Consider the following 25,716-nt stretch of genomic DNA (forward strand, 5'->3'; position numbering starts at 1 on the left):
GCACAATATTGATATGACAGTGCGGACGTATCAGCTGACACCGGAACAACTTGAGCGATATAAAAACGGCGAAAAGCTTGAAGATATTTTGAAGGGAGAGGATACGATGGAACAACAAAAGCCAAAAGTGATCGCATACACGAAGTATGAGGAAGTTGTGGCGGAACGGGATGAGCTGAAGAAGCAACTGGAGAAATTAAAAGCGAATATTGGGGCAGATGGCGACAAGTGTGAACAGTTGAAACGGGAAGCAGATCACCGGAAAGAGCTTTTTGAAGAGGCAATGACAGAAAACGAACGGCTGCATAAAGAAATCCTTGCCCTCGAAAATGAAATACAAAGACTGAAAGAGCTAGTCAACGAGCTGCGCGAACGGAAAGATAGGAGCGAAGAAGGCTGGGCAGATGCGACGCGAGAGCTCCGAGCACTGAGACTATACGCTCTCCAAAAACTACAAAAGGATGTATACGAGTCATGAGCAAGCGTAAGCGCCGGCTGAGATGGTATCTGCTGTATCGACGTGAGGATGGACAAGCTGTCTATCGATATGAACCACTGAAAAGATACGAGCTTGATAGCCGCATCCGAAAAGGTTGGAAGGTAGTGATGTGAGGTGGGGAAAACACTACGCAAAATCAAACGTGAGAGGGAGAAAACAACTTCTCCCTTTCGTCCAGAAATCATGGCGGCATGGAATCGAGGATTTGAAGCAGGAGCCAAACGGCAAAACGAATTAGACACGCAATTGATGCTGGAGTGGCTTGGGAAGTTGGAAGAAATACCGGGGATCGGTGGAAAGACAGCGTGGAAAATTCGTGAACATTTTTTGGAGTTTATGAGGGAAAGGAGGGAACCGAATGATCTATATTTTGCGCCATCCGAAAACACACAATGAAATTCGAACGAAACGAAGATGGAAAGTCAAACAGTATCAGCTGCAAGGGTACAAGCTTGTGAATCAGTATGATCCGAAAGAAACGCAGAACTGCAAGGCATAAGCTCCGGGTCTAAATAAAAAAGACCGGACTTTTCCCGGCCGATGGGAGCTTAGGACTTTGCGGTTGTACCCGCTGCAGAAACCAATTAAGTAAAGGTGGTATCTATGGACGTTATTAAGTTTTATGACGCTTGTTGTAGCAAGTGTGGAAATTGGTATACTTCCGATTTCAAAGCGCCCCGCGGAAAAACAAAGAAAGAAGCTATTGCAGAGATGAAGGCAAACGGATGGGGAGTTGTCGGCGGAAAAACCTATTGCCATAAATGCCATTAAAAAAGCCAGGACTTCTCCCGGCGCATCAGAAAGAAGAGGGACAACCATATTATACCACGGGAGGAGTCCGATGGAGGAGCTTTTGAAACAATATAGGGAATCGTTACGATCGGCAAAGAAACTCCTAGAAAGGGCATCGGATGAAGACAAAAAGATAATTAGAGGAATGATTTCGGACCTTGAATTTGCGATAGAGTGGATGGAAACTAGCAGGATGCCAGGAAACAGAAGAGGCATTGAACGAAGAGCTGCATATCAACGTGAAAAGCCGTTCGACCCATTACTTATGCAAAAATATTTCCGTTCCAGTGACCCAGTCTATGAATGGGACGATCATGAAAAGGAAAGCGTCATTACAAATTGGGATCGAGAGAGAATCGAAGATGCCTTATCGGTATTGACTGAACGCGAAAAAGAAGTGTATCTGATGTCACGCGGATACGGCCTCACCTATAGCGAAATCGCCAATTACCTTTGTATATCATCCAGTAGCGTTCAAACCATGATTGAACGAGCTGAAAAGAAAATAAAAAGACGTATAAACGAAAGCCTCTTCTGCCTTTGCGGGTGAAGAGGACTATTTCATTTTTTGATAGATAATAAGGCTGTAGCATTGTAAAATAAGATTGGAAAAGTTCGGATAAGGGGAGATGATGGGAATGGAAGAGTTAGCAAAACACATTCCTAACATTCCGATAGATAGGGGGTATTGGTTTGTAAGGACGAATTCAGGAGAGTATTATGACCATTTTGTTCATGATGGATTCATAGGTATCGGATGGAACCAAATTGAGTTGAAACACTTACACGATCACCGTCCATTAGAAGATATTGTTCGGGCAAAATACAAGAACGAAAACAGGCCCAAGTATGTAGCCAATCAGATTAAGGCGTTTTGTCATGACATCAAGAAGGGCGATGTTGTGTTAATTCCTTCTAATAAATCAGCTTATATACACTTTGGAATTATACAAGACGAAACGCCTTACGAGGAAAATATCCCCATTGAGATTGAAGATATGGACGAACATTCGGAGTGGTTCTTTGAGTATGAAGGAGTTTGCCCTTATCGCAAACGAAGAAAAGTAAAATGGATTAAGGTTGTAAGAAGAGATCATTTAGACCCGCAGTTATACAGGCTTATTTATTCTCAGCATACTATTTCCAAAGCGGATGGATATGCCGAGTATATTGATAAAGCGTTATTTGACTTTTATATCAAGGGAGACAAGTGTCATTTTATTCTACATGTGCGCAAGAAAGACCACATCAAAGCTCATCACTTCATATCTTTCATGTCTGATTTGTTCGCGTTGGCTGATAGTCATTCTGACGATGAAATTGATATTAAAATCAATGTCCAGTCTCCCGGAGCCATCGAATTAATAGGGTATATTCCTGCTATCATCATGATAGCAGTAGCACTCGTTGGGGTGATCGGCGGGCGAGTAAAGTTTTTCGGCATAGAATTCGATACACCGGGGATTGTGGGAAGGTTGCTGGAGTGGCAAAAACTAAAGCAGCAAGGTCAAACTCAAGAGGGAGTTAACGAGCCAAACGATGAACAAAAAGAACGTTTGATTATGAATGCAGAAAATCTTGAAATTCAATTACCCGGACAATTGCAAAAATCATTACAAGCATACGTTGAATCTCTGAGTAAACAAACTTCTCTACCAGTAGAAGCGAAAGATGAAAAAAAGGAAGAATAAGCTTCATTCTTCCTTCTCCTTATAACGGTTTTCGATTTTAAAGAAACTTTTCACTGTCAATATTGCGAACACGAGAGAGACAAGTTCTCTAATATAAAAAACACCTACGGTACGGTTTCCAAATACGTCCAGTTTCAATAGGGTGAGGTCGTACAACAAGAAGAAAAAGGCAATAAGAAGTACAGACATATTCACTTGAGAAAGAATGCCAATGATTTTCTTCATGTCACCTCGCCCCCTTTTTTAATCATATTCAACAACAACAGAAATGTTTCCTTATGACTTAATAATATCATTTTTACTTTTGTCAAAGCAAAACTTATTTATAACACTGTATTTTTGTCGTGTGAATGCCACTAATAAGTGAAAAGTGGCAAGCCGAACCTCTTTCCATTGGCGTCACCCGATCGGGTGGCGTTTTTTATTTGAGCGAGGTGATGCACGTGTATAAGTTGCGCGAGGCATTGGGTGATAAAGACAAACAAAAGTTAAACCGCATGAAGAAAGACAGGATGACCTGGCGCGATTGGCTCGATGTGATGGGTGTGAACCGACCGACGTACAAGCGACATCGAGGAGCGGTGAAGAGGAAATGAAGTTTGAAAATCCGAGATCGATACCATCGTTTTAGCGATGGTGGATCATACTACAGGTTCGTTAATGATTTCGGCGCTGTAGCCAGTCAAACACTTTGCTGTTATACGTGACAAGTGATGTCGATATTTGACGAAAGAATGATGTAGGAAAAACTCTCCTTTTGTCGTATTGGGTAGGCGGAAGGAGGGCGTTATATGGATGATAATTTTAAAAAAATATCACAATCACAACAGAACATTAAAAAAGTGTTTGAGGATTTAAATTTGAGCGACCGGTTAAAATTTACTTACCCAGAATCATTAACAAATTATCAAATCAGCGATCAATTTAATGCAACGGTAAATCGTATGAGGGAGATACAACAACGGCTTGCAGAACAAAAGGAGCGTGAAAAACAAGAAGAACTCGAGTACAGAAAAGCCGTATTAAGTGCTTTACAAGGAATAGAAAAAAACACGGCTTTTCTTTCAGAAGTTACGCTTTTATTACAAAAGAATATTGAAAATCAAGATGAACTATTTCAATTACTTGTAGAAATAATGGAAATAATGAAATCAAAAACGAATGAAGAAGCAGAAAGTAAATATAGAAAAATCATGAGGAAAATTGGTGAATTTACAGCAGATATCGGAACTATTCAAACTTTATATGGAATTGGGCAAGCTGTGTTTAATGCGTTTCAGTCTTTGCATAATTAGTACCCTTCAGGGTGCTTTTTTATTTGGAGTTTATTTCACGCTGACACATATTAAAAAATAAAGTTGAAGGCGGTGAGTGAGTATGACAAGGAACAAAAGGGGACGGCCAATAAAACTTACTCCCGAATTGCAGGAGGAACTCGTCAAAGTGATTCGGGCAGGTAATTACATTGAAACGGCTTGCGCTTATGTCGGCATCAACAAAACAACATTTTATGATTGGCTGAAACGCGGTGCGAGGGAGAAGGAGCGTCTCGCGAAGAACCCGAACGCCCGACCGAAGAAAAGTGAAGCGCCGTTTGTTGAGTTATCCAACGCAATAGAAAAGGCGTTGGCGCAAGCGGAGATACGGGATGTGGCGATTATCGGCAAGGCAGCGGAGGAAAATTGGCAGGCGGCGGCCTGGCGTCTTGAGCGAAAGTTCCCCGAACGGTGGGGGCGCAAAGAGCGACTGACGGCAGACTTGAACCACTCGGGGCAGGTGGCGAATCATGGGCAATACGAAATCAGAGTGGAGCACAACATCGTCAGTGAACTTCTCGAAGACGAAGAAGCAAGGGAGCTTATCAAGCGACTTATCCGAAAGCGCAATGCTAATAAGCGAGATTCTGAATAATTTAGACGCGCTCGAAAAAGAGTTAGCCAAAGAAGATTACTCGGTCTATTTGGAATACACCCATTTTGGGCGCTATCGCCCGTCCCGACATTCGGATTTAATTTGCGATTATCTTATGAGAGTGGAACGGGGCGAAATCGACCGTCTCATGATATTCATGCCACCGCGTCATTCCAAGTCCATGACCGTTACAGAGACGTTCCCATCATGGTTTATCGGGCGCAATCCAAACAGGCGAGTCATCGAAGTCTCCTATGGCGATTCATTGGCAAGGCGGTTCGGGAAGGCTAACCGCCAAAAGATCGAACTGTTTGGCGAGGAATTGTTTGGCATCCGTCTTTCAAGAGACGTTAATTCGGTGACGAGTTGGGACGTCGAAGGGTACCGCGGCGGGATGATTTCGGTCGGGATTGGCGGTGGGATCACAGGGCAAGGTGCGGACTTGCTCATCATCGACGATCCAATCAAGAACCGCAAAGAGGCGGATTCGCTCACGTATCGAAACATGCTTTGGAATGAGTGGCAAAATACGCTATCCACCCGTTTGCAACCCGGCGGACGGGTTATTTTAATTCTCACAAGATGGCATGAGGATGACCTTGCCGGACGGCTTTTAGAACACGAGCCAGAGCGGTGGACAGTGGTTTCCTTGCCTGCGATTTGCGATTCCGAAAACGACTTGCTAGGGCGAAAAATCGGCGAGCCGTTATGGCCGGAGTACGGATTTGACGAGAAGTGGGCGGAAGAAACGAAAAAGACGGTCGGTTCCCGAACATGGAACGCGCTTTACCAACAGCGTCCAACGCCGCCAAGCGGCGCGATCATTCATCGTTCGTGGTTCAAGTATTACAAACAAGCCCCTCAAATGGACGAATACATTCAATCATGGGATTTTGCGTTCAAGGATACCAACGACGGTTCGTTTGTCGTCGGTCAAGTATGGGGCAGGAAAGGCGCGGACAAGTACTTGCTTGACCAAGTCCGTGCGAAGCTGTCTTTCACCGAGTCGATCCGTGCAATCGTCTCACTGACGTCCAAGTGGCCGCAGGCGCAAGCCAAACTTATCGAAGACCGCGCGAACGGGACGGCGATCATCAATGCATTGCGTCATCAGATCAGCGGCATGTTGCCTGTTGTGCCGAATGGAACCAAAGTCGAGCGGCTGAACGCGGTATCGCCGCAATTCGAAGCTGGGAACATCTATATTCCGCATCCGAGCATCGCGCCGTGGGTGCATGATTACGTCGAGGAATTGGTCGCGTTCCCGAACGCACCGACCGACGACCAAGTGGACGCGACATCCCAAGCATTGCGATACCTCGACCGAGCCGGAACGAAAGGAACGATCAAGGTTGATATTTTCTAACAGAAAGGAGGGAACGGCATGGAGAAGAAAACAGTGGCCAAGGCGTATGTGTTAAGTGACGGGGAGATCATCGAAGAAAGCACGCTTGAACGCTACGCCATCAAGCAAGGGGAATCGAGAGCCCTTCCAAACGACCGGTTTGACGGCAAGTATGGGGAATTGGGGCTTGTCGAACCTCTTTACAATTTTGAAGCACTGGCGCAATTGCTCGAAATCAACCCATACCATTATCGAGCGGTTAAAACGAAGGCGCGGGATACTGCAGGGCTAGGATGGTATCTTGAAGCGAAAACAAACAACCCAAGCGAACAGCAACGCGAAATCGCCATGCAGTTTTTAGAGAACCCGAACCCGTACAAGACGCTGACCGACATCAATAACAACGTGATGGTGGACTACGATTCCATTGGGAACGGATATTATGAGGTCATCCGAGCCGAAGACGGCACGCTTGTCGGTCTGGAGCATATTCCGGCGCATACGGTTCGCGTTCATCAGGATATGAACCGATATTGCCAAATTCGCGGTGTGAAGAAAGTATGGTTCAAGCGGTTTGGCTTTGAAAATGACGTGGACTACGTGACGGGCGAAATCGCGCCTGCCGGTTCAATTCCGATCGAACGACGGGCAACAGAAATCATTCACGTCCACAATTATACGAGCCGGAGTGACTATTACGGCTTGCCGGACATTTTGCCCGCGCTAAGCGCGATTATTTCCGACCGGGAGCGGGCGGAGTACAACATCAGTTTCTTTGAAAATCACGCCGTTCCAGCGTATGTCGTGACGGTGACAGGAGCGGAACTCGACGAGCAAACGAAGCAATTGATCCGACGATACTTTCAACAGGACATCAAGAAAAATCGGCATTCAACCCTTGTAGTGACGGCGCAAAAGCCGCAAGGTGATTTCTCGGACACGCCAGTTGAAATCAAGTTCCAAGCGTTGTCCGTGGAGACGAAGGAAGCAAGTTTCCGCATGTTGAGGGCGGACAATCGCGATGAAATCTTATCCGCGCATGGCGTTCCGCCTTATCGCGCTGGGATTGTCGTCGAGGGGTCGCTTGGCGGCTCAACGGCGAGGGAGTCAACGGAAATCTACAAGCAATCAGTCATCGAGCCGAGACAAGACATGCTTGAAAATGTGATGAACCGATTGCTATCCGTCGGGCTGGGAATCACCGACTGGCGTTTCCGTTTCAAAGACATCGATACGAAAGACACGCAAGCGAAAATTGAGGAATTGCGATTCCTATTTGACATCGGTGCGTACAGTCCGAACATGATTTTGCGCGAGCTAGGAAAGGAACCGATTGACGACCCGAACCTAGACAGACATTTCATTTTCGGGCAACCGCTCGACGCCTCACAACAAGAAATGAACGCGATACTGAATTCGCTGAAACAGCTACACACCAAACTGATTGATATTGCTACGAAAGAAGGCGGCAAGCATGTGTAAGGTGTGCAAGCTGTTGGAAATGGATCGCGAGCTTGTGTCATTCCTTGTTGAGCACGGCGCGCTTCCTGCGTTTAAAGAGCAGGACGAGCGCATTTCCGAAATCGAGGAACGCCTTGCCCAGCGTCTTGTCCGGTTACAAGTCGGGCTTGAGAGTCTGTTCATTCAGCGGTTGCGGGAGCTTGGCTATATCCCGCTGTCGATTCTCGAACAGGAAACGTTTATTGCGGATATTTTAGACCCCATTTTCGCGGACATGGAAGAAGAGATCGCCGAAGCCGCTGTCGAAAGTGCGGTCGTGGCGCGGCAATTGACGTTTGAAGAAATTCTCGAACAGGGCTTGGAAGCGGTTTTCACTGAATTCAGCGAGCGCGTTCTCGAAGAATTGCGAGAGCGCGTTTATGTATTTTCAGACGACACATTCCGGCGGATTAAAGGCGATTTCCGTGCCACGCTGATTCGCGGATATGAAGAAGGAAAAGGGATTGACGACATCGCCGTGGATTTGCGAGCGGACTTCCAAGACCTGCGAGATCATCGATTGCGGACCATCGCACGAACCGAAGTGCAGGGAGCGCAAAACATCGGCATTGTCCAGACCATGCAAGATTACAACGTCCGGTATAAACAGTGGCTGACGGTCAGAGACAGTCGGGTGAGGGGCAGAAACCCAAAAGACCGCGCCGATCATTATTCCTTGCACGGACAGGTGGTTCGGATGGATGAGCGTTTCTCAAACGGGCTGATGCATCCACTAGACCGATCCGGCCCCATTGAGGAATGGATCAACTGTCGATGCCGATGCCGTCCGTATATCCCGAAAAAAGGCGAGGCGATCATTCGCACGCCTTACTATCCATAAAGGGGGTGATTCCATTCTAGGGCGTGGCGTAGCGCGTTTTTTGAAACGATTCCGAACAGAAAGGAGTGAGAGGATGAAGCATGAACTGACGGCGCCAGTCACGCACAAGAACGAGGAAAAGCGGATTGTATTTGGCCCCGTTCTTGTTCCAGACGAGCCGGACAGCGACGGGGATGTCGTCACGGCCGAGAAAATCGAAGAAGTGGCGCACAAGTTTTTAGAGCAGTACGGCAACATCGACTTGCAACACACGCTGAACAATGTCGGCAAGGTGGTGGAATCGTACATCTTGCCGTTTGATTGGAAGATTAACGAGGAATTGACCGTGCCGAAAGGAAGTTGGATGATGGGCGTTCGTGTTCAGGACGAGGAAGTGTGGCAGGCGGTGAAGGAAGGGAAACTGACGGGCTTCTCGATTATGGGTGTTCCGAAAGTGGCGCTGAAATCGAAAGAAGCGGCGAAACGCACGACGCTCGCCGATTTAGAGCGAGAAGCCGGCGATTGGGTGGTCAATGCCGTTTCCCTTGTTGACGAGCCTGCCGTGCCAAAAGCGAAGTTCATCGCGATCAAAAGCAAGGAAAATCGAGAAGAAGCGGTGAAAAAGGCGCTTCAAGGCTCGTATGAATACCTTGCTGATTTGTTGCGCCGAAAAGTCTATCAGACGTTCGACAGCAACGTGATCGATTCATACGTCCACTCGATTTTTGACGACTCGGTGATTATCCGAATTCAGGATATGAAAACAGGAAGCACGCGATTGTTCCAAATCGGCTACACGATCGATGAGCAGGGAGACGTTGAATTCGTCGGCGACCTGCAAGAGGTTCGTATCGTGGAAAACATCGTCCCTGTTGAGGAGTCGTCTTCACAAAACCTCGCTGTAGAGGCGCAGGCGGCCATGAGAGGCGAGGAAAATGATGGGCAAGAGGTAACCCTTTCGAAAGAAGAAACAAGCCCACAGCGGGCGAATAAAGGCCTTTTTGATAGGTTGAAAGAAAAGCTAGGCCTAAAACCATCCGAAAAGGCAGGGCGAAAAATTTCCGATGCGAACTATGAGAAGCTGAAAGCCGCAAAGGAGGTTATTGACGAACTCCTGCGGATCGCCGAAGAAGAACGCGCAAGCAAATCGAAGGAGGGTGACGAAGAAGTGAAAGTCGAGGATGTTCAAAAGATGATTGACGATTCGTTGAAGCCAATGAACGATAAGCTGACCGAGATCATGAATACGCTGAAAGGCGCGGCATCGGATCACGAGCCGGAAAAGCAACAAGAGCCGCAAGAGCCACAAGGACAGCAAGAGGAAGGCAACGCCCAAGACGAAGCGGCGACCAAGAGCGACGATGAAAACTACAAAGAAAAATACGAGCAAGTCATGAAACAGCTTGACGAACTCAAGCGGAAAATTCCGTTTTCGAAGCGGCTGACAGGGCAAGACGGCGCGGCGGAAAAATCGAAAACGCAAGACGAATACGACCGCGATCCGTTTGGCTTTAAACGCAAATAATTTGTGTCAGACACAAAATTAGAAAAGGAGTGTTGAATATATGTTCACGAACGATGTACTTCTCGGAAAATTAGAAAACGCTCTAAAAGCCATCACGACGAATGACTTAGGAGCATCTCGCTTGACTCCGGCGAAACAACGACTGTTCGTGCGGACGGTTTCCGAAGCCACCCGCATTTTGGATGAAGCGCGTCGGATTGACATGACGAGCCACACGCATGATATTGACCGCATTGCATTCGGTTCGCGAGTTTTGCAAGGGGCGACGGAAGGAGAAGCCCCGACTGGCGAAGCGAAGCCGGATTTTAGCACGAACAAACTTGAGTCGGTAGAAGTCATTGGCATTTCCGGCATCACTGACTCGACGCTCGAAGACAACATCGAACGTGAGGGATTTGAAGACACGCTGATTCAGTTGATCGCTGACCGTGTCGGTGTAGACCTTGAAGAACTGTTCCTCAACGGCGACAAAGCGAGCAGCGATCCGTTCTTGGCGAAAACGGACGGCTGGCTCAAGAAAGCGGCCAATCTTGTCCAAGGCGATACGGACTTTGATCCGACCAATGTCGAAGCGATGTTTGACGCGATGATTCATGCCTTGCCGAAAAAATACCTGCGTGATCGTTCGCAATGGCGCTTCTACGTCCATTGGGACATTGAAGACGCCTACCGTGACGTCCTCCGTTCTCGCGGCACGGGACTTGGCGACACGGCACAAACGACTGCAACGCAATTGGCGTACAAAGGAATTGCGGTTGTCGATGCGGCCAACATGCCTGCCGGAACGGCGCTTCTTGTTAATCCAGCCAACCTTGTCTACGGCATCTATCGCGACATTCGCATTGAACCGGATCGCCAACCGAAATTGCGCCGGACGGACTTTGTCACGACGTTGCGCGTTGACTGCCATTTTGAAGACGAAAACGCCGCTGTCGTTGGCAAAGGATACACCGGCTGATGAGGTGAGCAGGGATGAAAACATTACGAGTGACGAACAAAGGGAAGAAAGCTCGATACCGCCTCGGTGTCGAGTTTCCTCCTAATCAAACTGTCGAAATCACGGTTTCTAATCGTGAATATCTAACCGTGAAAGCGGTGCGAGATTTTGAGGTGGAAATCGTGAGTGAAGGCGACAAAAGCGAAACGAAACGTCGTCACGAAAGTGCCAAACCCACCGAACCTGCCTTGGACGTTCAAAGCATGACGATTGACGAGGTGCTAGAGGCGGTTAAAGAAGGCAAACTGTCCGTTGACGAAGCGTTGTCCCAAGAGAAAGCAGGCAAGAAGCGTTCCACGCTCATCGACAAGCTCGAAGCGTTGAAAGAAGAGTGATCGCCCATGCCATTGTTTGAAAAACCCGTGACCGAGGTGGTGACGCCGCAGGACGTCCGTGATTTGACGGGCGTTTCTGCGGATCACTTTGGATTTCCGCCGGACGTTGGCGATCCCGAAACGAAATTGGACAGTTTGTTGTCTACATGGATTGAGCGGATTGCATCGCATATCCATGCGAGGCTCAAACGGACTGTCCTTGAAACGGATGACGACTATTTGGCGATTCAAGACGTTTTATTGCGGACTGTCGCCAAAGTTGTCGCGGTCGCCCAACAGCAACGTTCCAGCCCGATCATTCAAATTGACGACTTTGCCGTATCCATTTTGAATACATCGGACGTCACTAAGGATTTAGGGACAGAATTGCGGCCGTTTATGAAGCGAAGTATTGACGTTTTCCTTTCATCCGATGACTATGTAGAGGCGTGATGAACATGTTTGATGCCGAAATCAGCATGGAAGACTTGAGGCGGTTGATTCCGCGGATGAGGGCAGCGCTAAACCGCGCGACCGAACTGACCGCGCTTGAAGTGTGGGGCAACCTCATGGAGTTTTCCCCGCAAGATCACGGGCGCTTGGCCGGATCATGGAAATTGCAAAAACGAAACGCGCGGTTCTATACAGTTGGCACGAACGTTGAATATGCGCTTGTGCAAAACTATGGTTCTGAACCATATGAAATCTATCCGCGGCGAGCGAAAGCGTTGCGATTTGAGGTAAACGGTGAAGTGGTCTTTGCCAAAAAGGTCAAACACCCGGGAATTAAGCCGAAACGCTTTATTGAGCGTTCTATCGCCGCAGCCGAACGACGAATTGACGATTTCGTTGAACAGGCATTGAGGGAAGTGAAACTGATATGATTCAAAACAAGCCTCTCAAGGACATTCACAGGGAGATTCGGGCGAAGGTTCGGGAAGTATTGGAGCAGGCGCCGGAACTTGCTGAAATCAAACGGATTGTCTACGGAGAAAAGGTGAGAGTCGGGACGTTACTGACGCCTGCGATTTGGATTGTCCCCGAGCCGTATGCTCCTAACTTGGTCGGTGGGAAAACAGCCGATCATGATATACGATTCAACTTTGTCGTTCTCGTCAAAGCCAATGACCCCGAACAAGCGCTTGAGAAAGCGCATGATTTGGCGCTGACGGTCTATGACGTGCTTGTGAAAGACCGGACGCTAGGCGGCACTGTGTCGGATGTTCGTCCGACGCAAGTCGACCCTGCCTATGAGATGGGCAACAATACGCAGGTCTGTTGGTCTGCGGTGCAATTTGATTTTCGAGTGAAACGGAGGGAATAGCATGGCGAAAGTGCCAAAACACATCGGAAAAGGCGAAGGTGGCGCTGGTGTTGCTCAACTGCCAGCGATTTTTTATGACTTGATTGACGATCTGAACGAGTTGCGAAACAAGCAAATCGCTTTGTTGCAAAAACTTGACGCGGATGCCGGAACAGCGGATACGGACTATGCCGCCACCCTAACCCCTGCACCACTCAAGACCGTTAAAGAGTGAGGTGATGACCCATGGCAATTACTCGCTACTTGATGATTGGCGAGGAAACAGAATTCGGGGTGGAGGCGGCGCAATATGCGGAAACGCTAGACCCCGAAAGTGTTTCGATTGAGCCTGCCGAGGACGACAAGCTGATTTACGAAGGCATTTCCGGCTTGGATCGCGTGGCGCAATTAGGCGTGTACTCGACAGGTGGGGCGATCACGTTGCCTCTTGACGACAAAGCGACGGGCTGGTTTTGGAAGTGGGCGTTGGGCGGCTATGAAGTGACAGGGGATGCCACGACTGGTTATACGCACACATTCTATCCGGCTCGTAGCGCGCTTATGCCTTCATTTTCAGCCAAAGTCGGGAAGGACATTATGGAGCATGTCTTTCTTGGCAACGTGATTGAGTCGCTTGAATTGGAGATCGAGAATGAGTGGGCGTTGCTAACGGTCAATACGTTAGGCGCATCGGACAAACGTGCGCCGTTGGCCACCAACATTCAATTCACGGAAGGCAACGTCTTCACCGCGCCTATGGCGGCGCTCGAAAAGGACGGAACGGATATGAGCGCGTCTGTAAACAGTTTGACGCTGACAGTGGAGACGGGCGCGGACATTGAGAGCGCGCAAGGCTTTGGCTCTCGTTTTCCGAAGAAAGCGTTTATGGGTTCGATGGTCGTTACGTTAGAAGTTGCCCTTGGATTCGACAGCGACCAAGAGTTAATCGCCTTTTGGGGCGGCACGGACGGCCCGAGCACTGACACGTTGCAAGAATTCAGCTACACGTTGCATTTGGGAAGCAATTTGGACATCATTTTCCCGCGGCTGATTTATACGGCATCGAGCCAACCGGTGGAAGGTCGGGAAGGCATTGTCCAAACCGTGACGGCGCGAGCCTTGTTCGACCAATCGACTGGCACAGGACCGATTCAAGTGTCGCTGACGAACAATAAGGCATCGTATACAGTCGCATGAGGATAGGCGGAATGCTTATCCTCATCTGTTTTTTAGAAGGACAAACATAAATTGAATTTGGAGGGAAACCAAATGGCAAAGAAATTGACCGCAGGCGTACTGAACGGAACAGCCTATCAAGAAACGATGACCGTGATGTGGAACGGAGAAGAATTCGAGGTGGATATTCGGCCACTGAACAACAAAGAAGCGACGGAAATCGAGGAACTTTTGCAAGAAGGTGTGACGGTGAAAGGGACGCCCACGCTAAAAGGCAAAATGGCGCAGACGCTTCAATTCGACACAAAAGCCAACCTGCGCGGCCGGAAACGGGCGGCCATTAAAGCCGTGGCGTACGGAACGGTTGACCCGATGATTACAGAGCAGGTTGTGGAGAACGAATTCCCACCGAAACTAGTGGATGAAATCGCCAGACGGATTTATGAAATCACAGGCATCGGTAACAAGCAACAAGTGCAAGAAGCGGTGGAAAGCGATGATGATTCCTTTTTTCAATCGTGAAGGAAGGAATTTTTATTTTCTTGTGAAAGAGTGCGGCGTTTCGCCACTCGATGTTCCATATATGACGCCGTTGCAACAAGAGGTATTAATCGCCCATCATAACAAGATTCAAAAAGAGCGCCAAAAAGAAGCGGAGAAATTGAGAAGGAAACTCCCTTCACGGGCGCGTTTACGAAAGGGGAGATGAGGCATGGCGGATCAAGTCGTTCAAATTGCCATTTCCGGCGTAGACGAGGTGTCCGGCATTTTGAACCGCGTCACACGAAACGCCGAAAAGGCCTTCCAATCGGTTGAAAGTGCCATTGAGTCGATGCCGGATTTGGATATTCAAGCAGACATGTCTTCGGTCGTTCGACTGGAAGGAGCGATCCGAGAACTCACTCAAACCATCCGTTCCATGCCTTCCCCGAAAGTGGATACGTCGCAAGCAAGAGGCGAACTCAAGAAACTACAAGATGAAGCGGAGAATACCCAAAAATCGCTGAAAGACATTAATTTCGAACCCGTTCTGTCCGGCATGGCGACAGGCGCAGGTATTTCGGCAGTTGTCGGGAAAGCATTAGAGAGCGTGAACACGGAGACGAAAATTCGCGTCTCCTTCGACGTTCCTCCCGAGTCTATCCAAGCAGTCAAAGAAGCAACAAACACGGTCAAAGCGTACGGGATTGACGCGGAAAGCGCCCTAGAAGGTGTGCGCCGTCAATTCGCGCTGAATGCTGATGCGAGTGACGCCGCAAACCGGAAAATCGTCGAGGGAGCCGGAGCGATCGCGGCTGCCTATTCGGGAGTCGATTTTACAGAGTTGATTCAAGAGGTAAACGAAATCGGCAGTGAGCTTGAAATGTCGGATCAGCAAGCGCTTGGGCTTGTCAATTCGCTGTTGCGCGTTGGCTTTCCGCCTGAACAGCTTGACATTATTTCCGAGTACGGCCAACAATTGAACCGCGCTGGATTTGAGGCGAATGAAATTCAGGCGATCTTCGCCGCAGGAGTGGAGACGGGTACGTGGAACATTGATAATCTCTTGGATAAAGCATTGTCCCTATGAGCGGCGACGCTCATAGAAAACTCCCCTAATTCGGTGAAAATCTCTTCACCTTTATGAGTGAAGAGACAACACCGAGCCAAGCATTTACATTTTGGATTCTATTTTTTTAAGAAAATCTATGATTGCTTGCTCAACTATACGAGCTTGAGGAATCATAGTTCTTTCTGAAGTCTCTTTCAATTCTTTAATGATTTTTTCATCTAAAGTAAACGTAATTCGCTTTTTCATAAAATCACCTCCATGTGACAATATAATACAATAAAAGTGTTGCATTTACAATACAATATGATACAATATAAGTAACGTTAAGTATTGCATTTAGGGTGATTTTATGAGCGAAAGAAAATACTACGTTTACGAATGGATAAGGCTCGATACTAACGAACCTTTTTACGTCGGAAAAGGATGCGGGAACAGAGCATACCACACGAAAAAGGGTAGAAACGCTAAATTTAAGGCAATTGTCAATCATGTAGATTGCGCTGTTGTTATATTGATGGATAACCTTACTGACGAAGAAGCTTATCAATATGAGGTATGGTTTATAAACGAATACAGATACGTCTATGGCTTTGATCTTGCGAACATGGATGACGGCGGTTTGGGTGCTGTATCGGGCAAACTCAATTCTATGTACGGGAGAAAAGGTTATTTGCATCCCAATTACAATAGAAAACCGTCAGAAGAAACAAGGTTGAAAATGAGTTTATCTCGGACGGGCGCAAGAAACCCTATGTATGGTAAACGCGGAGAAAAAAGCCCGTTATACGGCAGAAAAGCAACGCTGGAACGCAGGTTAAAAATAAGCGAAGCATTGAAAGGGAAACCCAAAAGCGAGGAACATCGTAGAAAGATTTCAGAGCTAGCAAAAACTCGGATAGGCAAGAAAAACTCGAACTACGGGAATGGACATAAAATTGCAGGATCAAAGAATCCGAGCGCAATCAAAGTCATTGTATATAACAAATCAAAAGAAATTGAATTTGTAGGGTGTAAGAATGAAGTGGCTGAAAAATACAACATAAGTTTGTACCTGCTAAACAAGTTGAGAAACAAAGTGATAAACGTTGAAAGAGACTTCAGCAGAGAAAAAGAAAAATACCGTCATATCGACGGTTATGAGTTCAAAATGTAAATGCAGTGTGTAACGACCATCGAAACCGCACCTTACTGACAAGTAAGGCAGGGAGTAGAGTACAGCCAAGCGATTGGGTGGGGCGTGGCCGTAATAAGGTCTATAAGTCCTCTTAAATGGAAACGGGGAGCATCTAGGCTCTCTTTTTTGTTGCCTAGATGATGATATGGTCTAGTCTTCACGGCGACGTGAAGCAGTCCCTTCGAGGGACGGCGTGAGCGTAGCGAACTCACGTGAATGCGAACGGGTTTAAAAGAAGGACGTATCCGTCTCGCCGAGTTTGGCCAAGACGTTGATAAATCAACTAAAGAATTGCTACAAGGAACAGGCATCTCCGCGAAGCAGTTGCAGGCATGGGGGCAGGCTGTCGCCGCAGGCGGTGAACAAGGGCGGACGGCTATGCAACAGGTTGCCCAAGCGCTGATGAACGTCGATGATGAAACGAAGCGAAACGCCTTGGGAGTGGCAATTTTTGGAACAATGTGGGAAGACCAAGGCGATAACATCGCAGAAACGCTTCTGAACATGAACAAGCACTTGGGTGATGCGAACAAGAATCAAGACTTGTTTAACCAAACGGTACAACAAATGAACGCCGATCCGATGGTGCAAATGCAAAACGCGTTCAACGATTTAAACACAGCCCTATCACCGGTGTATCAAGGGATCGCTGATGTAGTCAGCAAAGTAGCGGAGTGGATTTCGAATAACCCGAAGCTGGCGGCAACCATCGCGGCGGTTGTCACGGTGATTGGCATTATCACCGGACTGTTTTTGACGCTTGCGCCGATTGTGTCTACCATCACTATGGCGATGGGTGTTCTTGGTGTCAGCTTTGGAGCGATTGCGGCGCCGGTGTTGATTGTCATAGGCGTTATCGGAGCGCTTATCGCGATCATCGTTTTGCTATGGAAGAACTGGGATTCGGTCAGCAAGTTTCTGACGGACTCGTGGAATGCGATCAAAAGCGTGGCACAAACGGTGTTCAGCGCGATTGGTGCGTTCTTTGCGAGTGTGTGGGAAGGCATCAAGAGTGTATCGATCACGGTTTGGAACGCTATCAAGTCGGCGTTGACGACCGTGTGGAACGGCATTAAAAGCGCCGTATCGACAGTATTCAACGCGATTCAGACGGTGATTTCGACCGTGTGGAACGTCATTAGCACCGTGACAACGACGGTATGGAATGCCATCCGTTCGGCTTTGACTATTGCATGGAACGCGATTAAATCTGCGGTTTCTTCTGTTTTCAATGCCATTCAGAACGTGATTTCAACAGTATGGAACGCGATCCGTTCTGTCACGTCGAGCGTGTGGAATGGTATCAAAAGCGCAATCAGTTCTGTTATCAACGGCATTCGTTCGGGAATTTCAAGCGCGTTCAACAGTATTCGCAGTATCATTTCAAGCGTATGGAACGGAGTGAAAAGCGCAACATCAAGCGCATGGAACAGCGTAGTTAGTTCGGTGCGTGGCGCAGTAAACAAAGTCATTGACTTTATCAACAGCATGATTAACTCGATCAACAGCGTCCGCATTCCGATTCCGAAGATTCCCGACTGGGTTCCGGTGATTGGCGGACGCGGCGGCGGCTCGATTGGGTTCAATATACCGAACATTCCGCGTTTGGCAACAGGTGGTGTAGTTGACGAGCCGACGCTAGCGATTGTCGGTGACGCCGGAGCAGGAAACCCCGAGATTGTGGCACCGCAACGAATGTTGCGAAGCATCATCCGTGAAGAACTGCAAAACAGCGGAAAACAGGGCACCGAAAGAATAGAAATTGTTGTTCCTGTCATGATGGACGGCAGAGAAATTATGCGAGTGGTCACGCCTTATATCGACCGTGAACTCGGTCAACGGCGCATCGGAAAAATGAGGGCAAACGGCATAGGGGGGAGCGTCTTGTGATTACGTATGACGGGTTTGACCTTTCACCGTATCTACTGGTTCGGGACATTGGACGCCCCTTAATGCCGCCGCAAGAAATCGCATCCATGTCTATCGCCGGAAGGCATGGCGCGTATTTCTTGGAGAAGCGGCATCAGTCGGTCGTCATTCCTGTCGAGGTGGTTATCTTTGAACACCTCGACATGTCGTATTTTGAATTGAAACGTTTCTTGGCCGGAAAATTGAACAAGAGCGAGCCAAAGCCGCTCATTTTCGATGATGAGCCGGACAAATACATTAACGCCATCATTCAGGATCAAACGGAAATTGACGACTTGATCCGATCCGGCCAAGGGACGCTGAACTTTTTCTGTCCCGATCCGTTCTACTATGCGATTGAGGACGAAGTGTTCGAGTTTAGCGGCGCGGGCGTGTACGTCGTGAATCGCCAAAAAGGCAACGAGTATTCAGAGCCGCTGATTGAAATACAGGGAACATGCAGCGGCGGCTCAATTGGTGTACGAACGCCGTTCACATCCGTACGTTTTTCGGGAACGTTGCAACAGGGCGAAACGCTTGTGCTGGATAGTCAACTTGTCACGTCCTACATTGTCAATGGATACGGGAACAAGCGATCAGCGAATCAGCATTTAGACTCGATGGATTTTCCGTTTTTGGACATCGAGGAAAACGAGGTGGAGTTTTTCACAGAAGGAAATGCGACCATTCAGAAAGCGACCGTCTATGCTCGAAGCCGATGGATTTAGAAAAGAGGTGAAACCATGGCGCAAACTCCTTATCGAGACCTAACAAGCCAAGACATTTTGGCAGCTCATATTTCGGGCTTGCAACATGACATCAACAAAATGCAGTCGGTTTTGGAAATGCAGACGGCGCAAGAGACAGGGCACGTATTGACGCCTGTGGCTGACCAAGATGATCCGACCATTCGCTATCGGATTTATGAAGGGGCGATACGAAATTGGCTCGACAACCCTGCGCCGATTATCTATCGGAACGGCGCCCAAGTTGACCCGAGCGAATACGAAATCAGTCCGGCGCACGGTGTTGTCGTCTTTCATGAGCAACAAAATTTAAACGATACGATTGCGGCGGATTTCACGTATATCACCAACGTTTCAGCATGGCGTCAAAGCATAGACGGGAGCGTCGGAAGCATTCCATCGTTGCAACAGACGGTGGATCAACATTCGCTGTTGCTTGCTAATAATCCGGCGGGAGTTGAGCCCTTTTATCCGTTGTCGGGAACGTATGTCAGCCATTTTCGGCGCGATTACAATCCGTTAAATGCAGACGGAACGGCGAACGTGAACAGCCACGTGCCCGCGTTTCGGATATTGGTTTACGGCAACACGATTGACGCTTTCCCGTTTCCGTTGCCAACCAAAACCCGATTCAACAAGGCGGCGATGAAGCTGAATTCAGCAAGCACGAATGTATCGTTGCGAATCGGTATTTATCGCGATAACGGCCTGCGGCCGAGCGAATTGCTCTTTCAAAGCCCTGTCATCACCATTCCGGCGGCCGGAGGGTGGGGCATGGTGGACATTAATTTGGAGTTAGAACCGGGGTTCTATTGGATTGCAAGGCACGATGGGGCAACAGCGTATTATGACGGACTGAACCAAGTCAGTGCCATTCCTATCGTAGGATTCGACGCCCAAACGTTCTTGCAAGATTTGTCCCCACGTCCAAACCCACATACAGTTTACGGCGGCTATCGGGCGACAAACATTCCTTTTGGGGATATGCCGTCAACGTTTCCGGCAAGCGGAGCGTTGTTTCAACGAAGTTCCTATTGCTCGCCTTGGCTAGTCGTGGCGTGAGGTGACGCCTGTGCTGAAATACAATCAGTTGAGAGTTGGGCGGTATAACCTGCTTGGCAAGATTCGATACAACAGCCAACCGCCACAACGACAACAGCCCTTGTATAGCCGACTGTCTAACGCCTTGCTTGTCGTGTATGACCAAGAGGGGAAGCGACTTGGCGTATTGGAAAACGCCGATGATCCGATTTTGGAACAAGAGATTGGCAGTGTGGATACGCTGACGTTTTCCCTTCCATACAACGATCCAAAACGGGAGTACATTCAAAACGAAAATATTATCGAAGTCGTAAATCAGCGATATTTCGTTCGCGATGTTTCAAAAGTGAGAGCCGGAGGGCGGCTTGAACTCGTTGTGTATTGCGAAGCAACGTGGTACGACTTGCAATATACCGAGCCGATGAAAGTGTGGAGTTGGCAGGACGCGACGCCGGAACAAATCATGGCGGATATTCTGGACGGGACAGGGTGGACAGTCGGGCGTGTGGAAGTGACAGAGCGCCGAAACCTTCAGCTAGAGGAAGGATTGACGAATCGGCTGAAAGCATTGAGAGAGCTTCCCAACGTCTTTACGGGCGAGTTGTGGTTCAACACAAGCAACAATACAGTCGATTTCTTGCGGCCGGAAGGAAGGGATTCCGGAGCGTCTATCGTCTATCGGAAAAACATGAAGGAAATCGAAGTGAACTACAGTACGAAAAATCTTGTCACAAAGCTGTACTTGTACGGGAAGAACAATATGACGATTGAAGACGCTCATCCAGAAGGATTGCCCTATATTGAAAACCATCAATATACGGCCAAAAAGAAAGTGCTGATCGTGAAAGACGAGCGTTTCACCAACCCGTTCCACCTTTACGAGCGCGGTTTGTATGCCTTGAGCATCTTGTCGCGTCCGACTGCTTCATACGTGATGAAAGTCGCCGACTTGTCGAGACTGTCGGGGTTAAGCCATGAACAATTCGCCCTTGGCGATAACGTGTTTGTGTACGACAAAGAATTGGGCATCAACGAGAAAAAGCGCATTGTTCGTTGGAAGTACAACATCAAAAAGCCGTGGGAATCGGAAGTGGAGCTTGAACGTCCACAACCGACGCTGTCTGATTTGCTGTCGGGTGTTCAGGAAGCGGCACCCGTTTTGGAATCGGAGGATACGGTAGACAGACAGGATTTATTGAACCTAAGCGTCTTTAACTACCTCATGAATTCCCGTGCTGATGACGGGTTCAACTATTGGACGAATAACGGGTGGGAGATTGATCCGGTCAACGGATACAGCGGCAATGCCTCGTTTAAGGCAACGGCCGAAGAAGGAAAAATCAAGACACTCAAGCAAATCGTTTACCCGTCCCATCGCGATTCGTATTCCATCAGCATGCGTGTGGCCACCGAAAACTTGCAAGTCGGAACCGGAAAAGTCGGGGTGTATATCCGCATCAAATATGCGGATGGAACAGAAGATGAACCGATTTGGATTTCATTAGCTGGGGAGGCGTAATCATGTATTTTAATCTCATAAATCAAGCGATCGAGGTGAAAAATCCGGATCGCGGTGTTGCGGCGATCGAAGTTGAATTTGTCATGGAAAACTGTCAATCCGGACAAATCAATGTTACGGATATCATGTTGCAAGGGGGAACGATCGCGACCATTTGGGCTGGCCATCCTTCGGAGACTCGTTGGTCCTTGGATGGGTGATGCGGCATGAACAAGGAATCCTGGACGCGCTATTTAGCGACGTTATCGAAATTCCAAAGAAAAAAGGTATCCAGCATCGAAATAGAATTCGTCGTGGAAAACGTCGAAGCAGGGACGGTTCGTATAACGGATCTCCAATTGCAAGAAGGGCAACAAGTGACGGCCACCATTCCAAATACGGCCGAATTTTTTACACCAAAGTATGGAACGCTGGACGAAACCAAGACAGCCGTCGGCGGCGATTTGTACCTAGGCGATCAACCGAGGGTGTTCCCTAGTGTGAAAAATCGCTTTTATAACATCGTCGGCCGAGGGCATGAAGCAATTGTGGTTCCGAATATCTACGAAGATGATTTCTCGCAAAAATTAGTTACGACTGCGGTGGATATCACCTTGTATGCGAAGAATGATTTCGACCTTTTACGAATCTCAACGAACTATGGCGATTTCGTTTCCGGCGAGGAATTGACGTATGAAGATGAACCGGACCACCCGTTAAATAAACGGTATAGCCGCGAGTTCTTTTTTGAAGGCGGCCCGGCTGGTAGTGAAATCAAACTATGGGCTTCTCAAAACATCGCCACTATCAATGGGCAGCCGGCAAACCGAGCCAGCCGGTTGCTGAATGTCGGGAACGGAACGTTAAAAATCAAACGTCAATTGTTCATGGGCTTGCCTTATGGCTCGAACCGGATTCGCATCGAGTTTTACAAGCTAGTTAATGGGAAAATGCAAGACGTTGGCATTGGGTACTGGGGAGTTGTCGAACTCATTCAATGGCAGGAAGGGAAGTCCAAGCCATGATAAAGCTGTTATCTTGGTCGCTAAATGAGCCGTCAAACGCTGAATTTGAGCAATACGCGAGAGAAGTCTCAACAGGCTTATGGGAAATCATTGACCCGAACGCTTGGAAGAATTGGGGCGGCGATCAGCGCAACTTTTGGTACGCGTTTTTAGAACATCACGACAAAATACATGCGTTTGGTCTTCACGATTTCGGTGTATTAGCGGACGGTTCGATTTATCATTACAAGGCCGGAGAAGCGTATCCAGTCTTGACCGATGACGAGAGCGGCATTCGCTATTGGATGAGAGATTCGTTGCGATTTTTGGTGGATCACTACCCGAGTATCAAGTGGTCGTTACAAATGGTTTGTTTTAATGAAAGTCGGGTAGAGCCGATGTTAGATAACGTGAACAATGCACAAGACACGTTCATCCGACAACTTCGGAAAATCGCCGAACTCTACATGAACCGTTTCCCGAACCGCATCAAAGGGATTGAGATGGACTTTGAAAAAAGTTCGTCTCGAAGTCGCTCATATCAAGAAGCGGAAAAGTATCGCGATTTGCTTGTAAGGGTGAAAAACGAGGTTTGTATTCCGTTAGGGCTGGAATTGCGCGTGAACCTTCATGCGATGACGGGCGATTTTGAGCCGTATTGGTATCAATGGACAGACTATCGAACCGTTGCTAGCGGAAGGGATTTGAACGGAAATCAGGCTATCGACGAGTTTCAAATCATGTCCTATGATTTCTCGTCGGGCAATACTGCGCCTGGAGCATCTACCCCATTATGGTGGCTCGAACAGGTGTTAGATCATGTCCAAAATGTACTGCAACCAGAGAAGGTGTATGTCGGAACAGCCGCATATGGACGCCGTTGGCAGTTGAATGAGAAGCGGACAGGGACAATCGTCAGATATTGGCAAATTATACAATGGCAAAACGGATTGTTCAAGCATAACGCCGGACAAACAAATGAAAATGGGGAGTTTGTTTGGTATAATCAATCGTTCATTCCATATGCCGGATTCCATGATGAAGAATCATCCTACGAAAAGACGTATTTGCATGTGTATGACCGATTTGCGGTGCAGTTCGCAACGTTAAAGACGTTTAACGATCAGACCGTGATTTTCCGTGATACGTACAACGGACAGGACTACATCACAAGCTATTCGAAGCACCAAAGAGCGAAGTTCACGGGCATCAAGAAAATATTGAACGATGTGACGAGCCGGATGGGGAACACGCGAACGGGCACGACTTGGACGCCGCGTGATACACTGTCCGGCTATACATTTTACGGCTATTCCGCGCATTCGGCGGTCTACAACTACAACAAAGACCTGAACACATGCGAACCAGCAGAAGGAAACGAAGGGCAGGACGGGCGCTTGTACTACTCATTCACCCTGCCAGAAGCGGGAAGCTATCGACTGATCGCCGTTGTCTATTTCCCGTATTTAAACCCGCGAATTCCCATCAGTGTGAACGGACAGGGCTTTGTCATCGGGGAAAAAGGAAATCAGCCCGAATGGTATCCGTTTTACGTCAATCCCGACAGGCATTTCTACGACTGCGGCGTCTTTTCGTTTGGCACTTCAAACACGATTGAGGTTGGCATATGCGAAGACGATGCGCAAATTCTAGGGTTTATCGTTTGCGAGGCGTTTGAGCATGGCATGTCGGGAGGGGAAGTCGAGTATCGTGTTAATTTGCAGCCGACGTGGAAACGGGGAGAAGTGACAAACGGGATCGTTTCAAAAGTGCAGGCCTCCTTTCCGGCGAACATGACGATTACAGGCGAATTATTGCGCCGTCCTCCACGTCCGGCCATCATTTGGGAAGACCTGTTCGGACCACACGTCCGAAGCGGCATTACCGACTTGGCAAAGACGAGATACTACTTGCATGTCGATCCAAATTACATGCCGCCGGGTTCTAACCCCGACCCCGATTTACAACGATGTGTCGGCACTCCAGTGAGCAGGGGATACTCATTTGGAGCATGGCGCCCCTATGCAGCGACAAGCACCGAGGAAGCGCATGTATTTGCCGATACAAGGACGCAATCGATGCAGTTGATTGTCAACCGCCAATACGAGATGAACGCCCATATCGAAGTGGATTTGCGCGCTGACGTGAACGACAGAAACGCTGTGTACGGCATTCGCTTTTGCGCCGATCAAGCCGGACAAATTGGGCGAGGGTATGTCTTTGTTGCTGACCATCGAGCCGGACGGTTCTATTTGAAATACGAGAGCGGAGGAAGTTCCCAAGTGCTAGCGTCCGCACCTCTCACGTTGACGCTTGGACAACGCTACACATTCAAGGTTCGAGTGCACGGCAATCATATCAAGTGCATGGTCGGGAACACGGAAGTCATCGACTATCCGAGTACACAAACGTTTCCGGCGCCGCCAAACAAGGGAGCGCACGGTGTATATGCGAGCGGTTGTCGCGTGAAGTGCTATCGACTGCAAATCGCCACAAATGATCGGTATGAGCCGATGGAGAAGGTAGCGGCGATCATCGACGGCGTGGAACATGTCGCACTTGAAGAAACGCGGCCGTACAGCTATGACGAGCTAGGCTATCTTGTATATTCGGGCTTTGACCCCGATGAAGGGCTAGGCATCAAGATTTCCAATGACTACGAAAACCTCCCGATTGTAACCGTGCCGTCTTGGCAAGGAGAGAAAATCATCCGCATCCGTATGGCGGACGCAGGTGTATGGCTGCGCAATTTCTATGTCGGCGATTCGGAAGGCTATTCGATTGCGTGGAACGGCGACCTTGAAAGTTTCATCAAAGCTGCCGAATACACAATGCGATACGGTTGTAAAGGTGTGGCGATGTGGACAATCGGGCAAGAAGACCCGCGGATATTCACTTATATCCCATGAAAGGAGGTGAA

The 25,716-nt window shown here is 48.3% G+C and carries 30 protein-coding genes; 28 read left to right on the plus strand and 2 right to left on the minus strand.

What is annotated here, in order from left to right:
• The first annotated feature begins 106 nt into the window (after nucleotides 1–106).
• The 4 genes from NST29_RS01615 to NST29_RS01630 all read left to right on the plus strand — a co-directional run bounded on the left by NST29_RS01615 (nucleotide 107) and on the right by NST29_RS01630 (nucleotide 2,982).
• Complete coding sequence (locus tag NST29_RS01615; RefSeq protein WP_235207628.1) at nucleotides 107–478, plus strand: hypothetical protein; 372 nt, start codon at nucleotides 107–109, stop codon at nucleotides 476–478.
• Between the two features lie 379 nt (nucleotides 479–857).
• Nucleotides 858–998, plus strand: a complete 141-nt coding sequence (locus tag NST29_RS01620) for a hypothetical protein (RefSeq protein ID WP_156961366.1) — start codon at nucleotides 858–860, stop codon at nucleotides 996–998.
• 342 nt (nucleotides 999–1,340) lie between these two features.
• Entirely contained in the window at nucleotides 1,341–1,841 is a 501-nt protein-coding gene (locus NST29_RS01625; RefSeq protein WP_055358557.1) for a sigma-70 family RNA polymerase sigma factor, read from the plus strand.
• A gap of 88 nt (nucleotides 1,842–1,929) precedes the next feature.
• The gene (locus NST29_RS01630) at nucleotides 1,930–2,982 is read left to right on the plus strand and encodes a hypothetical protein (RefSeq protein WP_033021474.1); all 1,053 of its coding nucleotides are present in this window, start codon (nucleotides 1,930–1,932) and stop codon (nucleotides 2,980–2,982) included.
• Nucleotides 2,983–2,985: 3 nt separating this feature from the next.
• Here the strand turns inward: NST29_RS01630 and NST29_RS01635 are convergent, their stop codons facing one another.
• Complete coding sequence (locus NST29_RS01635; protein WP_033021475.1) at nucleotides 2,986–3,207, minus strand: hypothetical protein; 222 nt, start codon at nucleotides 3,205–3,207, stop codon at nucleotides 2,986–2,988.
• A gap of 566 nt (nucleotides 3,208–3,773) precedes the next feature.
• On the opposite strand from NST29_RS01635, the gene NST29_RS01640 reads away from it, so the two are divergent.
• The 16 genes from NST29_RS01640 to NST29_RS01715 all read left to right on the plus strand — a co-directional run bounded on the left by NST29_RS01640 (nucleotide 3,774) and on the right by NST29_RS01715 (nucleotide 15,443).
• Nucleotides 3,774–4,277, plus strand: coding sequence for a hypothetical protein (locus tag NST29_RS01640; protein ID WP_324699484.1), 504 nt, complete (start codon nucleotides 3,774–3,776; stop codon nucleotides 4,275–4,277).
• A gap of 82 nt (nucleotides 4,278–4,359) precedes the next feature.
• Nucleotides 4,360–4,893, plus strand: a complete 534-nt coding sequence (locus tag NST29_RS01645; RefSeq protein ID WP_033020118.1) for a hypothetical protein — start codon at nucleotides 4,360–4,362, stop codon at nucleotides 4,891–4,893.
• Nucleotides 4,868–6,259: a phage terminase large subunit gene (gene terL / locus NST29_RS01650; protein ID WP_033020117.1), complete on the plus strand. Its 1,392-nt coding sequence runs from the start codon at nucleotides 4,868–4,870 to the stop codon at nucleotides 6,257–6,259. The genes NST29_RS01645 and terL overlap by 26 nt, the downstream gene beginning before the upstream one ends.
• An 18-nt stretch (nucleotides 6,260–6,277) precedes the next feature.
• Nucleotides 6,278–7,720 (plus strand): phage portal protein, encoded by a 1,443-nt coding sequence (locus tag NST29_RS01655; protein WP_339232616.1) that lies wholly within the window; start codon nucleotides 6,278–6,280, stop codon nucleotides 7,718–7,720.
• A complete protein-coding gene (locus tag NST29_RS01660) occupies nucleotides 7,713–8,579 on the plus strand; it encodes a phage minor head protein (RefSeq protein WP_033020112.1) in 867 nt (288 codons plus the stop codon). Before NST29_RS01655 ends, NST29_RS01660 begins: the two co-directional genes overlap by 8 nt.
• 73 nt (nucleotides 8,580–8,652) lie before the next feature.
• Nucleotides 8,653–10,083 carry an XkdF-like putative serine protease domain-containing protein gene (locus tag NST29_RS01665; RefSeq protein ID WP_033020110.1) on the plus strand — a complete coding sequence of 477 codons (1,431 nt, stop codon included), beginning with the start codon at nucleotides 8,653–8,655 and terminating at the stop codon, nucleotides 10,081–10,083.
• Between the two features lie 40 nt (nucleotides 10,084–10,123).
• Nucleotides 10,124–11,041, plus strand: coding sequence for a phage major capsid protein (locus tag NST29_RS01670; protein WP_033020108.1), 918 nt, complete (start codon nucleotides 10,124–10,126; stop codon nucleotides 11,039–11,041).
• A 14-nt stretch (nucleotides 11,042–11,055) separates the two neighbouring features.
• A complete protein-coding gene (locus NST29_RS01675; protein ID WP_033020107.1) occupies nucleotides 11,056–11,415 on the plus strand; it encodes a hypothetical protein in 360 nt (119 codons plus the stop codon).
• A 6-nt stretch (nucleotides 11,416–11,421) separates the two neighbouring features.
• Complete coding sequence (locus NST29_RS01680) at nucleotides 11,422–11,847, plus strand: hypothetical protein (RefSeq protein WP_033020106.1); 426 nt, start codon at nucleotides 11,422–11,424, stop codon at nucleotides 11,845–11,847.
• A gap of 5 nt (nucleotides 11,848–11,852) precedes the next feature.
• Entirely contained in the window at nucleotides 11,853–12,278 is a 426-nt protein-coding gene (locus tag NST29_RS01685; RefSeq protein WP_033020105.1) for an HK97 gp10 family phage protein, read from the plus strand.
• A complete protein-coding gene (locus tag NST29_RS01690) occupies nucleotides 12,275–12,718 on the plus strand; it encodes a hypothetical protein (protein ID WP_033020103.1) in 444 nt (147 codons plus the stop codon). The genes NST29_RS01685 and NST29_RS01690 overlap by 4 nt, the downstream gene beginning before the upstream one ends.
• Before the next feature lies 1 nt (nucleotide 12,719).
• Entirely contained in the window at nucleotides 12,720–12,932 is a 213-nt protein-coding gene (locus NST29_RS01695) for a hypothetical protein (protein ID WP_033020101.1), read from the plus strand.
• A gap of 11 nt (nucleotides 12,933–12,943) precedes the next feature.
• Entirely contained in the window at nucleotides 12,944–13,894 is a 951-nt protein-coding gene (locus tag NST29_RS01700; RefSeq protein ID WP_033020099.1) for a phage tail tube protein, read from the plus strand.
• A 72-nt stretch (nucleotides 13,895–13,966) separates the two neighbouring features.
• Entirely contained in the window at nucleotides 13,967–14,395 is a 429-nt protein-coding gene (locus NST29_RS01705) for a hypothetical protein (RefSeq protein WP_033020097.1), read from the plus strand.
• A complete protein-coding gene (locus tag NST29_RS01710; RefSeq protein WP_081157447.1) occupies nucleotides 14,370–14,582 on the plus strand; it encodes a hypothetical protein in 213 nt (70 codons plus the stop codon). Before NST29_RS01705 ends, NST29_RS01710 begins: the two co-directional genes overlap by 26 nt.
• A gap of 3 nt (nucleotides 14,583–14,585) precedes the next feature.
• Nucleotides 14,586–15,443: a tape measure protein gene (locus tag NST29_RS01715; protein WP_235207604.1), complete on the plus strand. Its 858-nt coding sequence runs from the start codon at nucleotides 14,586–14,588 to the stop codon at nucleotides 15,441–15,443.
• 84 nt (nucleotides 15,444–15,527) lie between these two features.
• On the opposite strand, the gene NST29_RS01720 is transcribed toward NST29_RS01715, so the two are convergent.
• The gene (locus NST29_RS01720; protein WP_081917036.1) at nucleotides 15,528–15,671 is read right to left on the minus strand and encodes a ribbon-helix-helix domain-containing protein; all 144 of its coding nucleotides are present in this window, start codon (nucleotides 15,669–15,671) and stop codon (nucleotides 15,528–15,530) included.
• Nucleotides 15,672–15,774: 103 nt separating this feature from the next.
• On the opposite strand from NST29_RS01720, the gene NST29_RS01725 reads away from it, so the two are divergent.
• The 8 genes from NST29_RS01725 to NST29_RS01760 all read left to right on the plus strand — a co-directional run bounded on the left by NST29_RS01725 (nucleotide 15,775) and on the right by NST29_RS01760 (nucleotide 25,705).
• Nucleotides 15,775–16,578 (plus strand): NUMOD3 domain-containing DNA-binding protein, encoded by an 804-nt coding sequence (locus tag NST29_RS01725; RefSeq protein ID WP_033020095.1) that lies wholly within the window; start codon nucleotides 15,775–15,777, stop codon nucleotides 16,576–16,578.
• A gap of 237 nt (nucleotides 16,579–16,815) precedes the next feature.
• Nucleotides 16,816–18,489 carry a hypothetical protein gene (locus NST29_RS01730; protein ID WP_235207603.1) on the plus strand — a complete coding sequence of 558 codons (1,674 nt, stop codon included), beginning with the start codon at nucleotides 16,816–16,818 and terminating at the stop codon, nucleotides 18,487–18,489.
• Nucleotides 18,486–19,235 carry a distal tail protein Dit gene (locus NST29_RS01735; protein WP_033020093.1) on the plus strand — a complete coding sequence of 250 codons (750 nt, stop codon included), beginning with the start codon at nucleotides 18,486–18,488 and terminating at the stop codon, nucleotides 19,233–19,235. Before NST29_RS01730 ends, NST29_RS01735 begins: the two co-directional genes overlap by 4 nt.
• Before the next feature lie 15 nt (nucleotides 19,236–19,250).
• Nucleotides 19,251–20,315 carry a hypothetical protein gene (locus NST29_RS01740; protein ID WP_033020091.1) on the plus strand — a complete coding sequence of 355 codons (1,065 nt, stop codon included), beginning with the start codon at nucleotides 19,251–19,253 and terminating at the stop codon, nucleotides 20,313–20,315.
• A gap of 10 nt (nucleotides 20,316–20,325) precedes the next feature.
• Complete coding sequence (locus NST29_RS01745; RefSeq protein ID WP_033020089.1) at nucleotides 20,326–21,813, plus strand: phage tail protein; 1,488 nt, start codon at nucleotides 20,326–20,328, stop codon at nucleotides 21,811–21,813.
• A 2-nt stretch (nucleotides 21,814–21,815) separates the two neighbouring features.
• Nucleotides 21,816–22,013 (plus strand): hypothetical protein, encoded by a 198-nt coding sequence (locus NST29_RS01750; protein ID WP_033020086.1) that lies wholly within the window; start codon nucleotides 21,816–21,818, stop codon nucleotides 22,011–22,013.
• Nucleotides 22,014–22,019: 6 nt separating this feature from the next.
• The gene (locus tag NST29_RS01755; protein WP_033020084.1) at nucleotides 22,020–22,817 is read left to right on the plus strand and encodes a hypothetical protein; all 798 of its coding nucleotides are present in this window, start codon (nucleotides 22,020–22,022) and stop codon (nucleotides 22,815–22,817) included.
• Nucleotides 22,814–25,705 carry a glycosyl hydrolase family 18 protein gene (locus NST29_RS01760; RefSeq protein ID WP_033020082.1) on the plus strand — a complete coding sequence of 964 codons (2,892 nt, stop codon included), beginning with the start codon at nucleotides 22,814–22,816 and terminating at the stop codon, nucleotides 25,703–25,705. Before NST29_RS01755 ends, NST29_RS01760 begins: the two co-directional genes overlap by 4 nt.
• The last annotated feature ends 11 nt before the right edge of the window (nucleotides 25,706–25,716 follow it).

Source organism: Geobacillus sp. FSL W8-0026 (assembly GCF_037966255.1).
Taxonomy (GTDB): Bacteria; Bacillota; Bacilli; order Bacillales; family Anoxybacillaceae; genus Geobacillus; species Geobacillus icigianus.

Excerpts from the sequence above, each read along its gene's own strand:
- NST29_RS01615 (WP_235207628.1), top strand. The coding sequence starts at position 107 with ATGGAACAACAAAAGCCAAAAGTGATCGCATACACGAAGTATGAGGAA.
- NST29_RS01620 (WP_156961366.1), top strand. The coding sequence starts at position 858 with ATGATCTATATTTTGCGCCATCCGAAAACACACAATGAAATTCGAACG.
- NST29_RS01625 (WP_055358557.1), top strand. The coding sequence starts at position 1,341 with ATGGAGGAGCTTTTGAAACAATATAGGGAATCGTTACGATCGGCAAAG.
- NST29_RS01630 (WP_033021474.1), top strand. The coding sequence starts at position 1,930 with ATGGAAGAGTTAGCAAAACACATTCCTAACATTCCGATAGATAGGGGG.
- NST29_RS01635 (WP_033021475.1), bottom strand. The coding sequence starts at position 3,207 with ATGAAGAAAATCATTGGCATTCTTTCTCAAGTGAATATGTCTGTACTT.
- NST29_RS01640 (WP_324699484.1), top strand. The coding sequence starts at position 3,774 with ATGGATGATAATTTTAAAAAAATATCACAATCACAACAGAACATTAAA.
- NST29_RS01645 (WP_033020118.1), top strand. The coding sequence starts at position 4,360 with ATGACAAGGAACAAAAGGGGACGGCCAATAAAACTTACTCCCGAATTG.
- terL (WP_033020117.1), top strand. The coding sequence starts at position 4,868 with ATGCTAATAAGCGAGATTCTGAATAATTTAGACGCGCTCGAAAAAGAG.
- NST29_RS01655 (WP_339232616.1), top strand. The coding sequence starts at position 6,278 with ATGGAGAAGAAAACAGTGGCCAAGGCGTATGTGTTAAGTGACGGGGAG.
- NST29_RS01660 (WP_033020112.1), top strand. The coding sequence starts at position 7,713 with ATGTGTAAGGTGTGCAAGCTGTTGGAAATGGATCGCGAGCTTGTGTCA.
- NST29_RS01665 (WP_033020110.1), top strand. The coding sequence starts at position 8,653 with ATGAAGCATGAACTGACGGCGCCAGTCACGCACAAGAACGAGGAAAAG.
- NST29_RS01670 (WP_033020108.1), top strand. The coding sequence starts at position 10,124 with ATGTTCACGAACGATGTACTTCTCGGAAAATTAGAAAACGCTCTAAAA.
- NST29_RS01675 (WP_033020107.1), top strand. The coding sequence starts at position 11,056 with ATGAAAACATTACGAGTGACGAACAAAGGGAAGAAAGCTCGATACCGC.
- NST29_RS01680 (WP_033020106.1), top strand. The coding sequence starts at position 11,422 with ATGCCATTGTTTGAAAAACCCGTGACCGAGGTGGTGACGCCGCAGGAC.
- NST29_RS01685 (WP_033020105.1), top strand. The coding sequence starts at position 11,853 with ATGTTTGATGCCGAAATCAGCATGGAAGACTTGAGGCGGTTGATTCCG.
- NST29_RS01690 (WP_033020103.1), top strand. The coding sequence starts at position 12,275 with ATGATTCAAAACAAGCCTCTCAAGGACATTCACAGGGAGATTCGGGCG.
- NST29_RS01695 (WP_033020101.1), top strand. The coding sequence starts at position 12,720 with ATGGCGAAAGTGCCAAAACACATCGGAAAAGGCGAAGGTGGCGCTGGT.
- NST29_RS01700 (WP_033020099.1), top strand. The coding sequence starts at position 12,944 with ATGGCAATTACTCGCTACTTGATGATTGGCGAGGAAACAGAATTCGGG.
- NST29_RS01705 (WP_033020097.1), top strand. The coding sequence starts at position 13,967 with ATGGCAAAGAAATTGACCGCAGGCGTACTGAACGGAACAGCCTATCAA.
- NST29_RS01710 (WP_081157447.1), top strand. The coding sequence starts at position 14,370 with ATGATGATTCCTTTTTTCAATCGTGAAGGAAGGAATTTTTATTTTCTT.
- NST29_RS01715 (WP_235207604.1), top strand. The coding sequence starts at position 14,586 with ATGGCGGATCAAGTCGTTCAAATTGCCATTTCCGGCGTAGACGAGGTG.
- NST29_RS01720 (WP_081917036.1), bottom strand. The coding sequence starts at position 15,671 with ATGAAAAAGCGAATTACGTTTACTTTAGATGAAAAAATCATTAAAGAA.
- NST29_RS01725 (WP_033020095.1), top strand. The coding sequence starts at position 15,775 with ATGAGCGAAAGAAAATACTACGTTTACGAATGGATAAGGCTCGATACT.
- NST29_RS01730 (WP_235207603.1), top strand. The coding sequence starts at position 16,816 with ATGCGAACGGGTTTAAAAGAAGGACGTATCCGTCTCGCCGAGTTTGGC.
- NST29_RS01740 (WP_033020091.1), top strand. The coding sequence starts at position 19,251 with ATGGCGCAAACTCCTTATCGAGACCTAACAAGCCAAGACATTTTGGCA.
- NST29_RS01750 (WP_033020086.1), top strand. The coding sequence starts at position 21,816 with ATGTATTTTAATCTCATAAATCAAGCGATCGAGGTGAAAAATCCGGAT.
- NST29_RS01755 (WP_033020084.1), top strand. The coding sequence starts at position 22,020 with ATGAACAAGGAATCCTGGACGCGCTATTTAGCGACGTTATCGAAATTC.
- NST29_RS01760 (WP_033020082.1), top strand. The coding sequence starts at position 22,814 with ATGATAAAGCTGTTATCTTGGTCGCTAAATGAGCCGTCAAACGCTGAA.